General features: G+C 41.1%; 14 protein-coding genes. 5 read left to right on the top strand and 9 right to left on the bottom strand.

What is annotated here, in order from left to right:
- Nucleotides 1-99 precede the first annotated feature (99 nt).
- Nucleotides 100-1,062 carry a tRNA dihydrouridine synthase gene (locus tag ACQKKK_RS20160; RefSeq protein ID WP_427618691.1) on the bottom strand — a complete coding sequence of 321 codons (963 nt, stop codon included), beginning with the start codon at nt 1,060-1,062 and terminating at the stop codon, nt 100-102.
- Nucleotides 1,063-1,196: 134 nt separating this feature from the next.
- Here ACQKKK_RS20160 and ACQKKK_RS20155 point away from each other — a divergent pair, with 134 nt between their 5' ends.
- The gene (locus tag ACQKKK_RS20155; RefSeq protein WP_427618542.1) at nt 1,197-1,427 is read left to right on the top strand and encodes a hypothetical protein; all 231 of its coding nucleotides are present in this window, start codon (nt 1,197-1,199) and stop codon (nt 1,425-1,427) included.
- Between the two features lie 24 nt (nt 1,428-1,451).
- On the opposite strand, the gene rlmD is transcribed toward ACQKKK_RS20155, so the two are convergent.
- The 4 genes from rlmD to ACQKKK_RS20135 all read right to left on the bottom strand — a co-directional run bounded on the left by rlmD (nt 1,452) and on the right by ACQKKK_RS20135 (nt 4,995).
- Nucleotides 1,452-2,840: a 23S rRNA (uracil(1939)-C(5))-methyltransferase RlmD gene (gene rlmD, locus ACQKKK_RS20150; protein ID WP_427618540.1), complete on the bottom strand. Its 1,389-nt coding sequence runs from the start codon at nt 2,838-2,840 to the stop codon at nt 1,452-1,454.
- Nucleotides 2,837-3,721, bottom strand: a complete 885-nt coding sequence (locus ACQKKK_RS20145) for a DNA-3-methyladenine glycosylase family protein (RefSeq protein WP_427618538.1) — start codon at nt 3,719-3,721, stop codon at nt 2,837-2,839. The genes rlmD and ACQKKK_RS20145 overlap by 4 nt, the downstream gene beginning before the upstream one ends.
- Nucleotides 3,722-3,843: 122 nt before the next feature.
- On the bottom strand, nt 3,844-4,629 hold the full coding sequence (gene pdaA / locus ACQKKK_RS20140; protein WP_427618536.1) for a delta-lactam-biosynthetic de-N-acetylase: 786 nt from the start codon (nt 4,627-4,629) through the stop codon (nt 3,844-3,846).
- 180 nt (nt 4,630-4,809) lie between these two features.
- Nucleotides 4,810-4,995: a hypothetical protein gene (locus ACQKKK_RS20135; protein WP_089362623.1), complete on the bottom strand. Its 186-nt coding sequence runs from the start codon at nt 4,993-4,995 to the stop codon at nt 4,810-4,812.
- Between the two features lie 111 nt (nt 4,996-5,106).
- Between ACQKKK_RS20135 and ACQKKK_RS20130 the strand changes: the two genes are divergently transcribed.
- On the top strand, nt 5,107-5,244 hold the full coding sequence (locus ACQKKK_RS20130) for a hypothetical protein (RefSeq protein ID WP_427618534.1): 138 nt from the start codon (nt 5,107-5,109) through the stop codon (nt 5,242-5,244).
- A 48-nt stretch (nt 5,245-5,292) separates the two neighbouring features.
- Here ACQKKK_RS20130 and ACQKKK_RS20125 read toward each other — a convergent pair whose 3' ends face one another.
- Together ACQKKK_RS20125 and ACQKKK_RS20120 are read right to left on the bottom strand one after the other, a co-directional pair.
- A complete protein-coding gene (locus ACQKKK_RS20125) occupies nt 5,293-6,861 on the bottom strand; it encodes a fumarate hydratase (protein ID WP_427618532.1) in 1,569 nt (522 codons plus the stop codon).
- 305 nt (nt 6,862-7,166) lie between these two features.
- Nucleotides 7,167-7,352 (bottom strand): SE1561 family protein, encoded by a 186-nt coding sequence (locus ACQKKK_RS20120; RefSeq protein ID WP_089362622.1) that lies wholly within the window; start codon nt 7,350-7,352, stop codon nt 7,167-7,169.
- Nucleotides 7,353-7,508: 156 nt separating this feature from the next.
- Between ACQKKK_RS20120 and yfkAB the strand changes: the two genes are divergently transcribed.
- The gene (gene yfkAB / locus ACQKKK_RS20115; protein ID WP_427618689.1) at nt 7,509-8,630 is read left to right on the top strand and encodes a radical SAM/CxCxxxxC motif protein YfkAB; all 1,122 of its coding nucleotides are present in this window, start codon (nt 7,509-7,511) and stop codon (nt 8,628-8,630) included.
- Between the two features lie 35 nt (nt 8,631-8,665).
- Here the strand turns inward: yfkAB and ACQKKK_RS20110 are convergent, their stop codons facing one another.
- Together ACQKKK_RS20110 and cax are read right to left on the bottom strand one after the other, a co-directional pair.
- Nucleotides 8,666-9,478 carry a YfkD family protein gene (locus ACQKKK_RS20110; RefSeq protein ID WP_427618530.1) on the bottom strand — a complete coding sequence of 271 codons (813 nt, stop codon included), beginning with the start codon at nt 9,476-9,478 and terminating at the stop codon, nt 8,666-8,668.
- A gap of 459 nt (nt 9,479-9,937) precedes the next feature.
- Nucleotides 9,938-10,996 (bottom strand): calcium/proton exchanger, encoded by a 1,059-nt coding sequence (gene cax, locus ACQKKK_RS20105; protein ID WP_427618688.1) that lies wholly within the window; start codon nt 10,994-10,996, stop codon nt 9,938-9,940.
- A gap of 188 nt (nt 10,997-11,184) precedes the next feature.
- On the opposite strand from cax, the gene ACQKKK_RS20100 reads away from it, so the two are divergent.
- Complete coding sequence (locus ACQKKK_RS20100; protein ID WP_427618528.1) at nt 11,185-12,351, top strand: MFS transporter; 1,167 nt, start codon at nt 11,185-11,187, stop codon at nt 12,349-12,351.
- A gap of 332 nt (nt 12,352-12,683) precedes the next feature.
- Entirely contained in the window at nt 12,684-14,603 is a 1,920-nt protein-coding gene (locus tag ACQKKK_RS20095) for a heavy metal translocating P-type ATPase (protein ID WP_427618526.1), read from the top strand.
- Nucleotides 14,604-14,620: the final 17 nt, after the last annotated feature.

Below are 14,620 nucleotides of genomic sequence, written 5' to 3'. Positions count from 1 at the left end.
GAGTGCAGAGTTTATTACATTTTTCTTTCAGAAAACAGACTTTATAGTGATTCATTTTTTCTCTTTTGAGAATTACATCATTTCACTGTCCCTGTCCCATCAACATTCTTTTCCAAAGTTATCAAGCAATGCACGCACTTCATCTGTTGATTTCGTGTTCATTAATTGATTTCTTAACTCACCAGCTCCACGGAATCCTTTGACATAAATTTTGAAAAAGCGATGAAGCCCTGTGATTGAACGTGGCAGTACTTCCGCATATTGATCTTGAAGATCAAGCTGCAGTCTTAAAAGATCAAGGTATTCTTTACTGCTATGCTCTTTTGGCTCTTTTTCAAAGGCAAAAGGATTTTTAAAAATACCTCGCCCGATCATAACGCCATCAATACCATATTGTTCAGCAAGCTGCAGCCCAGTTTGACGGTCAGGAATGTCTCCATTGATTGTTAGTAGCGTATTTGGTGCGATACTGTCACGTAATTTTTTGATTTCCGGAATTAGCTCCCAATGCGCATCTACTTGGCTCATTTCCTTTCTTGTACGTAAATGAATAGAAAGGTTCGCAACATCCTGTTTTAAAATATGCTTTAGCCACTCCTCCCACTCATTTACATCATTATAGCCAAGTCGTGTTTTCACGCTGACAGGCAGTCCGCCCGCTTTTGCTGCTTGAATAAGTTCTGCCGCAACGTCTGGACGCAGAATAAGGCCACTACCTTTCCCTCTCGATGCCACATTCGGCACAGGGCAGCCCATATTAATATCGATGCCTTTAAATCCTAGTTCTGCCATGCCAATACTCATTTGCCGGAAATATTCGGGATTATCCCCCCAAATATGTGCCACCATTGGCTGTTCATCTTCTGTAAAAGTCAAACGGCCACGCACACTTTTCATGCCCTCTGGATGACAATAGCTATCAGAGTTTGTAAACTCTGTGAAAAATACATCCGGTCGACCGGCTTCACTTACTACGTGGCGAAAAACAACATCTGTCACATCTTCCATTGGTGCAAGTACAAAAAATGGACGTGGTAAATCACGCCAAAAATTATCTATCATTTCAAACTCAAATCCTTTCACTATGGATACAACTTCAAACTCTCGGTCAAAAAATTTTTACACTTATATCATGCTTAATAACTTATTATCAAACACAAGTACATTTGGACATTTATAATTTGTGAAAAACTATTGTGAAAATCGGCATGTTTATTTTAACGAAAATCGGTCCTGAATGGTATTGGTTGAAAGAATGTGAAAACAAAAATTATGCGGTTGATATTGGTAAAAAGTTAAAGGATATCTTTATACTAAATGATTTAACACCACAAATTCTCCATTCATTAGTTGAAAAGATTACTTGTACTTCAACTGGCGATATTCATATCCAATATAAATTTGTTAATCCGTTACAAATAGAATAAGGAAAAGGCAACTCCCGTATAGGGTTAGTTGCCTTCTTTTAAAATGAGTTGCGATACACACTCCACATGGCTCGTCTGCGGGAACATATCCACAGGCTGCATGGATTCTACTTCGTATAATGCGCTCAATTCTTGAAGGTCCTTCGCCAATGTAGACGGATTGCAAGATACGTACACTATGGTTTTCGGTTTAACTTTCAAGATGGTCTGCAGTAAGGATTGGTCACAGCCGGATCTTGGTGGATCGACGACCAGCACGTCCGGTTTCCAGCCTTCTTTGTTCCAGCGTGGTAGGATATTCTCGGCTTTGCCTGTTTCATAATGCATGTTGGTGCGTTTGTGTCTGATGGCATTTTTCTTGGCGTCTTCAATGGATTCTTTGATGACGTCCATTCCGCGAACCTCTTTTGCATCTTCAGACAGCCAAAGTCCGATAGTGCCTACACCGCAATAAGCATCTACGACTTTTTCGGTGCCGGTTAGGGCTGCCGCTTTTTTCACTTCGTCATACATGCGGACTGTTTGGACCGGATTAAGTTGGAAGAAAGTACGGGCCGATAGTTCGTATGATAGGTCACCCAATGTTTCGTTGATGACTTTTTCGCCTGCAAGGTGAATCGTCTTTTCGCCAAAAATAAGTGATGTGTTTTGATTATTAATATTTTGAACGACTGATTTCACTTCCGGCAGTTGGTCACGAATTTGTTTAAGCAACTGATCTTTTTGTGGAATTTCCTCCGCTCCTGTAACAAGGACAACCTGCACTTCACCTGTTTCAAAGCCGACCCGTGTTATTACCGTACGGATTACACCTTTTCTTTTTCTTTCATTATAAATCGAGATGTTCAGATTCTTTAGTATCTTTTTCACTGTACGAGTTACTTTATTGGTTGCCTTATGCTGTACAAGGCAGTTGGGAATATCGATCAAGTTATGGGAGTTTAAGCCGTAAAGACCAGCAATCAATTTGCCATCTTTCTGACCGACTTGGTACTGACTTTTGTTGCGGTAGTTCCAAGGATCTTCCATGCCGATCGTTTCTTTTATATTTAATGAAGAAATCGGGAATTTCGTATGACGTTCCATCGCTTGAATGACGATATCACGTTTTTCAATAAGCTGCTGGTCATAGCTTAAATGCTGTAGTTGACAGCCACCACATTCTGCGTAGATGGGACATGGCGCAGCAATGCGGTGTGGCGATTCTTTCCGGATGGTTTTTATTTTTGCTTCAGAAAAGTTCGGCTGGACTTTCGTTATTAAAGCTACTATTTCTTCACCTGGTAATGCTCCTGGGACGAAGACGACTTTCTTTTTGAAATAACCGACTCCCTCCCCGTTAATGCCAAGCCGTTTAATGGTAAGGGGAAGCGTTTGATCCACTTCTAGTTTTGTATCTTGAATGTTTGTCATTTCTTTTCACTCCGTTTTTCAATGCTTCTCCACAAATAGAGGGAAGCGTAGCTTAGATATGGAGCCCATTTCACACTATAGGTTTCCATTTCTTCTTGGGTTGGCTTTTGCGGTAAGCCATATAATATTTTCAAGGCATTTTGAATGCCAATATCGGCTTTGGGAAACAGATTCGGTCGGCCCAAACCAAAAAGCAGGAAGTTTTCAGCCGTCCATCTACCGATACCGCGTATTTTTATTAGTGTATCCATAACCTCTTGATCGGATAGCTTTTCCATTATATCAAGATTGAGATGGCCCTGAATGATTTGCTCGGAAAGTCCGATGACGTATTCCGCTTTTCGGCCACTGAATTGAATGGCTCTTAATTGCTCGACTTGAAGTTGGGCAGTTGTTTCCGGTGTCGGATAAAACCAGGCACCTTCTATCTGGTATCCGAATGTTTTAACGAATCGTTCCGTGAGCGTATGTGCAAAAGATAAGTTCAATTGCTGATGTATGATGCATTTGACGAGGCAACTGTAGTAATCGAAGTCCAAGACTATGGCTGTACCGCGGTGCTCTTCGAAAATTTCACGCAAATCGGATTCCTGGAAATGCCGGGAAACGCCTTCTAATGGCTGGTGCCAATGTAAAATCTTTTTTAACCGTTCGATAGCTTTAGACTTGTACGCCTCTGAATGACCTTTAATGATAAAGGAGGGTTCTTCGATATTTCCTATTGCCTGAACCTGCAAAACGATTGGTTCTTTTTCTATATATAGAGGAACTTTTACCGTTCTGTTTGTAAAATCAACTACCTGAAGCGGGTCTAACGATAATCGTTCGAGAACAAGATCGAAATTATAAGGTCCTTGAACCTGTAATTTTTCTGTCCACACAAGCGATCCATCCTTTAGCAGTTTTCCACGTATTATAGCATGTTTCCTGAAATATTACTTGAAATTGAGGAGAATGGATAAAAGCAGGACCTGAATTATCACTACAGGACCCGCTTTTTATTTTAATAAAGCATTCGGTTTGGCAATTGTTTCTCAATCATTAAATCATCAAGGCTACTGAATTTATACCCCTGTTTTTCAAGATCCGTCAGAATCGAGTCGAGTGCTTCCGCATTATCTTTTGACACGGTGTGCAGTAATAATATCGCCCCGGGATGAATCTGCTTAAGTACTTCATCGTGAGCGAACGCGGCACCCTTTTGTTGGTCAACAATCCAGTCTTTATATGCAAGCGACCAGAAAATGTGGTAATATCCTTCTTTTTGTGCGACTTTCATTGTTCTCTCATTGAATACACCACGCGGCGGCCTTAGATAATTCATCCCCTGTTGACCGGTTAATTTTTCCGTCGCTTTTTTAACCCTCTCCAGTTCAGTGCGAATTACATCATCCGTCACACTGGTCATATCAGGATGGTTCCAAGAATGATTTCCGACGATATGTCCTTCATTCGCCATACGGACAACGAGCTCAGGTGCCGTTTTTAAATAATGACCCGTGACGAAAAAAGCCCCAGGAGCCTTATGTTTCTTTAGAACATCCAGAATCTGCGCCGTGTAGCCATTTTCATAACCGTTATCAAACGTTAAGTATATATCTTTTTTCTTTGTATCCCCTTTATAAATCGCCTCATATTTAGGCAGCATCTCATTGAAGTTTTTACCAGCATCGGCAGGTGTCCCATTTTTCCCTTTATTGAAGCCCCAGTTATAGGATTCTGCAAAAGCTGGACCTGCCAAAGAGCATATCAAGCATATAAAAGCGGATAAAATCACGATTTTTTTCATTAGAATATCCCCCATGTTCTTTTTTCTTAGTGTTTGGAACATAGAGATTTATATGCATGATATTGTATGGGTCGAATTAACAGGTTGGAGGATGATTTCTGTTGCTCTAGGTCGAATTATAACCTTAACCCCACACAAAAAAAGGCCTTTCCTCCGAAAAGGATTGGCCCCTCTGTTTGTTTATCCTTTAAATAGCGCCTGTGCCGCCTTCCAAATAATAGTGATGGCGAAAATGAGAACGATTACAATTCCGATTACGTCTAGGAATGTTTCAAGACCGGAGAAAATCGTGTTTGCCACAGGGAGTTGAATGAAAGCAAAACCGGATAACATGGCGATAAAGAATAAGAAGTAGCTATTCTGCATGAAAATCCCCCCTTTCTCTTCTAATATATGTACGGCCGTTCCAAAAGATTGTACTTATATGAGGTAATTATCGCCTTTTTTTTCATATACATTAAAAAAGGGGGGGATGAAATGCTGGAATGGGTTATCACGTTAGGCTTTGTTGGATGTCTTGGTTTAGGTGGTGGAGTGTTTATTCATTTTGTGAAAAATGGATTGAATTTAGAGGATTCATCGAAGATCGATCCACTTCCGGAAATAGACGAGTAAGATATGCAAAAGACGCTCAACCGATTGGTGAGCGTCTTTTACCATACATTATTTAAATACTGGTTCTTTGAATTGTGCTAATTTTTCCAATGAAGATTGCTGAACATCTTTATGGAGGCTGTTTCCATGTGAATCCATGGTAACAACTGCTGTAAATCCTTCAACATTCAAATGCCACATTGCTTCTGGAATACCAAATTCAGTGAAGTTCACACCTTCGACGGATTTGATGCAGTCTGCATAATATTGAGCTGCCCCACCGATTGCGTTTAGATAAACGCCGCCGTGTTCACTTAGTGCTTCTAATGTTTTCGGTCCCATTCCGCCTTTACCGATGACTGCACGGATGCCGAATCGTTTCATGATATCGCCTTGGTATGGTTCTTCACGAATACTTGTTGTTGGTCCCGCAGCCTTCACATGCCATTTACCTTCTTCATCCTTCAACATAACTGGGCCACAGTGATAAATGACTTGTCCATCTAGGTCGATTGGTGCAGGATTTTCAGATAAGTGCTTATGGATAGCGTCACGGCCCGTATATATCCTGCCGTTAATATGAACTACGTCACCAACTTTTAATTCACGGATTTGTTCTTCCGTGATCGGTGCTTGTAGGGTGATTTCACGGGAAGCTACAACGTCAGATTCTACAGCGGTTGCCACTTCTTCCTTCGCTGCTTTTTCTTCTTCTAGAGCAAAGTCGATTTTCTCGCCTTCTTGGTATAACCACTCATTGATTTCGCCTGTTTCTGGATTCACTTTCACACCTAAACGGCGGAAAGCCCAGCAGTTGTAAGCAACGGAGACGAAAAAGCTTGCAGGGATACGGTGCATGACACCGATTTTACATCCAAGCAGTGTGGTTTCGCCGCCAAATCCCATCGTGCCGATTCCCAATTCATTAGCTGTCTTCATGATGTAATCTTCAAGATTACGAAGGTCTTCATTCGGATTCACATCTTCATTACTGCGGAAAAGTTGAGCCTTAGCCAGATCATATCCGGATGAACGGTCCCCTCCAATACCGACGCCGATGAAGCCGGCACTGCATCCCTGTCCTTGTGCTTGGTAGACAGAGTGAAGGACACATTTACGGATTCCGTCCAAATCACGGCCCGCTTTCCCCAATCCTTCAAGCTCCATAGGCAGACTGTATTGAATGTTTTTATTTTCACATCCGCCGCCTTTTAAGATGAGACGAACATCAATGTAGTCTTTTTCCCATTGATCGAATTTCATGACAGGAAGACCTTCCCCAAGGTTATCCCCGCTATTTTCACCCGATAAAGAATCAACTGCGTTTGGACGAAGTTTTCCGCCTTTTGTCGCTAAAATGATTGCATTTCGGATTGCGTCTTTTATTTCAAGTTGGTTCACGCCAACTGGAGTTTTAATTTTGAAAGTCGGCAGACCAGTATCCTGACAAATCGGTGATACATTGTCGTCAGCCATTGTAATATTATTCGTGATGGTGGCCAAGCTCAACGCTGAACGAGTGCCTGCATTTTCACGTTTTTTTGCGCTTTTGACCGCACGACGAACATCCTTTGGAAGATTCGTTGAAGTTTCAACGATAAGACTGTACATACTTTCTTGGAATTTTTGAATATCCAAATTTCTCTTCCCCCTCTTATTTCCCCTAGATTTATTCATTTTCCTGCTTCTCTATAAAGAGCGAATGATACAACACCCGTTTTATTATACATCTAACATAATCTTTCGAAAACAAGTAATTATTTTTCTTAATGAAAAGCAATTTGGAGAGAAATGATCAAAGCGCCTTAAATAGCCCATGAGCCAAATTTCCATTACCAATCATTCCCAAGGTGAAGATTTGAGATTAAAAAGGGATGACGCAGGTTGCTCGTCATCCCTTCATGAATATTAAAATTGAAAAAATCATACTATCGAAACAGATATTATTCTTCGCGGGTTTTGAATTGCTCAACTTTGCCTTCCAAATCATCTATCATGCCGATTAAGCGGTCTATATCTTCCAATTCAGTATTTTCCGGTTCGATATGATCAAGAACCTCCATGAACATCGTGAGGCGTTCTTTTAAGTATGTTAATTGTTCGTTTTTACCTGTAATGGATTTTCCCATGAGGCACTCTCCTTCCGTTCTTCTTTTCATCGTAACGAAATCTGCTTGAAAGTGCAATGGCAAGCTAAAATGCAGCTCTCCGCCATTTGACAATTTTTGTCCCCATTGTTCATAATGGGTTAGTGCATTATTACGTAAGGAGTTTTAAACATGTCAATAATCAAGCAAGATCTTTTAACACCAATTACACCCAAGTATGATCCTTGGGAAGCATATATGGACGTTGAACAATATGGAAAACTCTGCTTGACCAATGTGGAGTTCACTACCACCACCCTTTGCAATATGCGTTGCGAGCATTGTGCTGTCGGTTACACACTTCAGCCCAAGGATCCGGATGCTCTGCCTCTGGAATTACTGATTCAGCGCCTTGATGAGATTCCTTTGCTTCGCTCGCTTAGCATCACTGGCGGGGAACCGATGTTATCTAGGAAACAAGTGAAGAATTATGTTTTACCTTTATTGAAATATGCCCGTAGCCGTGGGGTCCGCACACAAATCAATTCCAATTTGACCCTTGATTTGGAACGTTATGAGGAAATCATTCCTTATTTGGATGTCCTGCACATTTCCCATAACTGGGGAACGATCGATGAATTCATTGATATAGGCTTCGCCATGATGGACCGAAAACCAACACGGGAACAGCGAAAGAAGTTATTTGATAAAATGATCGAAAATTCCCGTGCCCTGACAAAAGCTGGTGTGCTGGTTTCTGCAGAAACGATGCTTAACAAACGCACATTGCCTCATCTTGAGCATATTCACAGACAAATCGTCGATGAAATGGGATGCCAAAGACATGAAATTCATCCGATGTATCCAAGCGATTTCGCTTCTGCACTTGAAACGTTATCATTGGAAAATATGCGTGAAGCGATTCATCATTTGCTTGATATCCGTGATGAAAATGTTTGGATGCTTTTTGGTACCCTGCCATTCTATCCTTGCAATAACGCTAAAGAGGATATAGAGCTGCTTCAACGCCTTTATGGTTCACATAAAGTTACGGTTCGAAATGACCCTGATGGACGATCCAGGTTGAACGTCAATATTTTCACCGGGGAAGTGATCGTGACCGATTTCGGGGACGCACCTACATTGGGAAATATCATTGATTCGCCATTGACCGAATCGTACGACACATGGATGAATTCGAAACTGGCCAATGAATTGAACTGCCACTGCCCGGCAGTCAAATGTCTAGGCCCGAATGTTCTCGTCAAAAATGCATACTACCCGATGGAAGACTTCAGGATCAGGAAGTCTTCCATCTGAAGAAAAAACTCGCCAATCCGGCGAGTTTTTTCATTTTACCTGGGTTGCTGCGAGACTGTAAAGCTGAAGGAAACGTGGTCCTGAACCGGTATCCATGCCCCGATGCCTTGGGAAGTGATGTTCTTGATCGTAATGGTTCTCTTATTTCCTTTTAGGTTCAAATATACTTCCCCATATGTGACCTTGCCTTTTTCATTGACGGCGGAAGCATAACTGGATAAGTAACCAATCCTATTTGAAGCAACATTGTATACCTCATCTTTTTTCGTACCAGCTCCGATGATCGTTTCGAAAGCCAATGGCAAATTGGTTTTTTCTGTAGCTTTTAACAACATCATCTTTTGAACATCCTCAGCTTTAGGGATTTTCGCGGTCAGACCGCCGCTCACTGCCTTCTGACTCTCCTGGATGTAACGGATCCTATATGGAACTTCACCACCGCGATTATCATAGTAATTCATATTGATTTTCTGGTACTCCCAGTTTGGGGCCGTTTCCGATGACTCGTAATTCAATGCCCAATGGCCAAGGTATATGGTCGCCCTGTAACCAAAAGCAAGCGGAGCCTTTGCAATTGCTGATTCATTCAACATATGAATGAGTTCTGGATTTTCAATCTTTATATCCGACGAATCGATCAATTGTTCGGCAAACTTACTCGGCTGCAGCATCGGAAGATCCTGAGTCGGGTTCGGATACGTATTCTCCTTTGCAATATTCAATACGGAAGGCGGAATCTTTACCTTATTCGGAGTTGCTTTATCTCCTGGTTTATTGGCTGCAAAACTTACATTCGCCTGAATGAAGGCAATTAGGGCAATCATCGTAATAAGAATAATTCTTTTCATGCTGTCGCACTCCTTTTGAGGGGTTCAATCATTTTGTTTATAGATTTTGTTTTTAGCCAACATTCTATACATTTCATTCCGATGTCGAATTTGCAATATATTTATAAAGTTCAGAATATTTACTTTTCTGCTGAAATCGGTTATACTTAATTTACATTATAAAAAGGAGGCGAAATCGTTCATACCTATTACAATTCCAGGAGGTATGCTTATCGAACAATCCATGACACCCTTTTAAAGGATGACAGAAAACGAATTCGCCTATACTTAAATCTGATGTAAAAGGATGGTGTAACACTCTAGAATATTTTCTCAACTTACAAAAGCGTGATGAAAAATTTTGGATAAACTTATGAATGGTAATTTACTAATATAGAAATGACTCTGCTAAATCTAACCTGAGCAGAGTCATTTTTATTTATATAAAAGAAGACCTTCCGAAACGGAAGGCCTGCATTCTTATAATAAGTAAAATCCAATCCCCATGATGAAGTAAGCAGCCAATAGGGTAAGGCCTTCAAACCAGTTCGTTTCCCCGTCATTCGAAATCATAATCATCAGAAAGACTGCTGTAACCATTGAAATCAGTTCTGGCCATGTGAAAACAAGCGGCATATGAGTTGGATACATTAACGAAATCAGTACGAGTACAGGAGCTACGAACATCGCCACTTGAAGTGTGGAACCAACGGCAATCTCCACAGCGACATCCATTTTATTCTTATAGGCCATTATTACGGCTGATGCATGCTCTGCCGCGTTACCCACGATCGCAACGATAATGACACCGATGAATAACTCTGTCCATCCGAAGGTTTCCCCCACTTCGCTGAAGGTATGGACAAGCTTCTCCGATACGAACGCAACAGCCAAAGTAGCGACAGCAAGTATTATAATCGCCTTTTTCTTACTCCATTCCGGTTCTTCCTTTTCATGTTCCTTGGTTTTCTCCGTAGGCTGATATACCCCCCGGTGAGTAACCAATTTAAAGAATAATGCAGCAAGATATAATAAGATCAAAATGATGGAAATTCCGACACTTAACGACATCGTACTTGATTCACTCATGTTTTGTGTGAATACTTCCGGTATGACGAAGGCTACAATAACTGCAAATATTAACAGCCCGGCATTATGCCTGGCATCAAATACATTAAATTTCTGCCGTTTGTATTTGGTCCCTCCGATGAAGAACGAAAGGCCAGCCACCAACAATAAGTTCCCTAAAACGGAACCAGTCAAAGACGCCAATACAACACCAACCAGCCCCGCCTTTAATGAAAAGATGGATATGATCAATTCAACTGCATTACCAAAGGTTGCATTCAATAGACCGCCAATCCTTGGTCCCATAACAATCGCTAAACTTTCAGTCGCCCGGCCCATGAAGCCTGCAAGCGCGACGATTGTTAAGCAATATACTATGAACATGATTACGCTCGGCCAATGCAATAAAGACCCAAGGACAGATAATGGGACGCCTATCAGAACAAGCCCCAAAAATATTTTATTCACGATACTTCTCCTCACAATCCTATAGTTCTTTTCATGTAACAAAAACTATCATACATAATCTTCAGGCAATGACAAAGGAAAATTTATCATCGCTCCTCTTCTTGTAAATATTTACCCAAATCCCTATTGCTTAATCCTCTTCCTAAGATGTAACATCAAAAAGGTATACATTTCTTAGGAGACATAATTTTATGAAAAATAAACTGCTTTTAAGTGTTTTAATCCTTATTGTCGGCATATCTGGTTTCTCTCAAGGGATGCTTCTGCCGATCATTGCCATCATTTTTGAAAATGACGGAATTAGTTCATCCTTAAACGGATTTCATGCCGCCTCCCTTTATATTGGGATTCTGTTGATTTCTCCTTTTATGGAAGCGCCACTCCGTAAATATGGGTATAAGCCATTGATATTATTTGGCGGGATAACGGTCATTCTTTCTCTTGCCTTATTTCCTGTTTGGAAATCATTCTGGTTTTGGTTCGTACTACGTTTCTTCATTGGAATCGGCGATCATACACTCCACTTTGCTACCCAAACATGGATCACTGCCATTTCACCAATAGCGAAGCGCGGAAGAAATCTCGCCATCTATGGACTTTTCTTCAGTCTTGGCTTCATGGTTGGCCCGCTAATGACGAAGCTTCTCGAGATTAATCAGTCTTTGCCTTTCATCATCACATCCATACTCAGTCTTCTTACTTGGTTAACTGTTTTCCTTATTAGAAATGAGCTTCCTGAACAGGATGAATCTGAAAACACATCATTTCTTGGCACACTTAAAAGGTTTACGAAGGTGAGCCGCATAGCTTGGGTCGCTTTTTTACTTCCGTTCACTTTCGGCGTGCTCGAAGCATCATTGAATAGCAACTTTCCAGTTTTCGCCCTGCGCTCCGGAATCGATTTAACTGCAGTATCCATCATAATTCCGGCATTTTCAGGCGGAACTCTGCTTACACAGATTCCCCTGGGTATGATCAGTGACCGCTTTGGCCGGCGAAAGACCTTGCTGACTATCCTCTTTTCGGGCTTTATCATATTTTCTCTAGCAGGGATTTATTCCTATTCAGTGCTTGGACTATTCATCTGCTTCATGCTTGGAGGTATGATGGTTGGTTCGACTTTCTCCCTGGGAATCAGTTATATGGCAGATCTGTTACCTCGAAACCTTTTACCAGCAGGAAATTTATTATGCAGTATTTTCTATAGTCTGGGCAGCATTGGCGGTCCATTCTTTGGCGGCCTTGTAATAGATCATGTACACAGTGGGAATTTTTTTCATATGATAAGTATCATGCTTTTCCTTGTCTTCATTTCATTGGCCTTTTTTAAGGAGAAAATGCCTGCATCTGTTATGTAATATAGTTTATTATCTGGCCAATTCCATTTATTATTCAATTTGCATGGTATTTACAATAGCCCTTGTACATTGAAATAAATGGAATTTTATATTTTTTACTAGATTAGAATCATTCTTCTTTATTTCTGAATAGGATATGTGGTAATATAATATTAACAAAAGGGACATCATGTTAATAAATCTCTGTATTCATTGCTGCCATCGCAATAAGATGGCAGCTTTCATATTTTATCCAGAGAAATGACGTTGATTATCTTTCTCAATTGGATATTGCACAAATGATAATCCATATCATTTATACAAAAATAGAGAAGAATGTGGGAGGGAATCTTATGACTACAGATACTAAACATTTAACCCAACCGGCTACATGCAAAACCTCTTGGTTGGAAAAGGTAAAACCTCATTTAGAACTTATTGCTGCATTATTCAGCGGTTTATTAATAGTTTTGGGCTGGGCCCTTTCAAAGAACGGAATGGAGTCCACTTCCATAGTCATATACTTAGCCTCTTTCCTGATTGGCGGTTACGCCAAGGCAAAAGAAGGCATAGAAGATACGATTGCCGACCGGGAATTGAATGTTGAGATGCTGATGATTTTCGCCGCCGTCGGTTCTGCGATCATCGGATACTGGACAGAAGGTGCCATATTAATTTTCATCTTCGCTTTAAGCGGTGCGCTTGAAACATACACGATGAATAAAAGCCATAATGAGATTTCGGCGCTTATGGACTTACAGCCAGAAGAAGCGCTGCGCATCACTAACGGATATGAAGAAACCGTATCCGTTTCCCAGTTGCTTGTCGGGGATCTGATTTTAGTGAAACCAGGTGAGAGAGTCCCTTCTGATGGAAAAATCACGGACGGCCGTACCAATATAGATGAAGCGGCCATCACTGGCGAATCCATACCAGTCAGCAAATCCTTGGATGATGAAGTTTTTGCGGGAACGGTTAATCTCCGTGGTACGATTACCGTGGAAATTACCAAACCAGCAAGCGAAACATTATTTCAAAAAATAATCACTCTCGTTCAATCCGCACAAAGCGAAAAGTCCCCTTCTCAGTTGTTCATTGAACGGTTTGAAGGGACTTATGTAAAAGTCGTATTGACAGTAGTCGGCTTGATGATGTTCGCACCACATTTCATATTGGGCTGGAGCTGGACCGAAACATTCTACAGAGCGATGATCCTGCTCGTTGTCGCTTCTCCTTGTGCCCTTGTAGCATCTATTATGCCAGCTACACTTTCTGCCATATCAAATGGTGCACGCCATGGCATATTATTTAAAGGCGGCATCCATCTTGAGAATCTAGGTAATCTGCAGGCGATTGCTCTAGATAAAACCGGAACATTGACAAAAGGTAAACCAGAGGTAACGGATGTTATCATCCGCGAAGATTTAAGCGAAGAAGATTTCTTATTTCATATTGCTTCAGTTGAAAATTATTCAAACCACCCTTTGGCAACATCAATCGTACGTTATGCTAAAACGAAATTGCAAAAGGACATCATTAAACCGGATAACATGGAAGATATCTCAGGTAATGGGGTTCAAGCTTATTTCAATGGCGTGCTTTGGCAAGTTGGAAAAGCTGATTTCGTCGGTCGCAGCGAAGCCGAACGATTCAAAAACGGCATAGCGCTGACATTGGCTGAACAAGGTAAGACAATTGTTTATGCTAAAGATGATTTAGGGATTGCTGGTATACTCACTTTGAAAGATGTCGTGCGTGAAGAAACAATCTCTGCCATCGAAGCTTTGAAAAATGAGGGGATCCATACCATCATGCTGACAGGTGATGGTGAAAAAACGGCTAAAGCGATTGCGTCGGAGAGCCATATTGATGCATATATTGCCGAATGCCTACCTGAAACCAAAGTGAATGAAGTGAAAAAGCTGAAAGAAAATTTTGGTACAGTAGCAATGGTTGGGGATGGCATCAATGATGCACCTGCACTGGCAACAGCTTCCGTCGGAATCGCAATGGGTGAAGGTACTGATGTTGCCTTGGAGACAGCTGATGTTGTTCTGATGAAGAATGACCTGCCGCGTATTGCGGAAGCCGTCAAATTATCCAAGAAGATGAATCGAATCATCAAACAAAACGTCATTTTTTCGATCTCGGTCATCATGATCCTGATAGCATCCAATTTCCTTCAATTCCTTGACCTTCCATATGGCGTCATTGGCCATGAAGGAAGCACAATCCTTGTTATACTGAATAGCTTAAGACTTTTGAGAAACTAAAATGAAAAGGAGCCTAT

The organism is Peribacillus sp. NPDC006672, from assembly GCF_050274955.1.
Lineage (GTDB): Bacteria > Bacillota > Bacilli > Bacillales > DSM-1321 > Peribacillus.
This window is presented reverse-complemented; position numbering and strand designations above follow the sequence as displayed.

Bases quoted from the DNA above. Each gene is read 5' to 3' on its own strand.
- ACQKKK_RS20160 (WP_427618691.1), bottom strand. From the start codon at position 1,062: ATGATAGATAATTTTTGGCGTGATTTACCACGTCCATTTTTTGTACTT.
- rlmD (WP_427618540.1), bottom strand. From the start codon at position 2,840: ATGACAAACATTCAAGATACAAAACTAGAAGTGGATCAAACGCTTCCC.
- pdaA (WP_427618536.1), bottom strand. From the start codon at position 4,629: ATGAAAAAAATCGTGATTTTATCCGCTTTTATATGCTTGATATGCTCT.
- ACQKKK_RS20135 (WP_089362623.1), bottom strand. From the start codon at position 4,995: ATGCAGAATAGCTACTTCTTATTCTTTATCGCCATGTTATCCGGTTTT.
- ACQKKK_RS20130 (WP_427618534.1), top strand. From the start codon at position 5,107: ATGCTGGAATGGGTTATCACGTTAGGCTTTGTTGGATGTCTTGGTTTA.
- ACQKKK_RS20120 (WP_089362622.1), bottom strand. From the start codon at position 7,352: ATGGGAAAATCCATTACAGGTAAAAACGAACAATTAACATACTTAAAA.
- ACQKKK_RS20110 (WP_427618530.1), bottom strand. From the start codon at position 9,478: ATGAAAAGAATTATTCTTATTACGATGATTGCCCTAATTGCCTTCATT.
- ACQKKK_RS20100 (WP_427618528.1), top strand. From the start codon at position 11,185: ATGAAAAATAAACTGCTTTTAAGTGTTTTAATCCTTATTGTCGGCATA.
- ACQKKK_RS20095 (WP_427618526.1), top strand. From the start codon at position 12,684: ATGACTACAGATACTAAACATTTAACCCAACCGGCTACATGCAAAACC.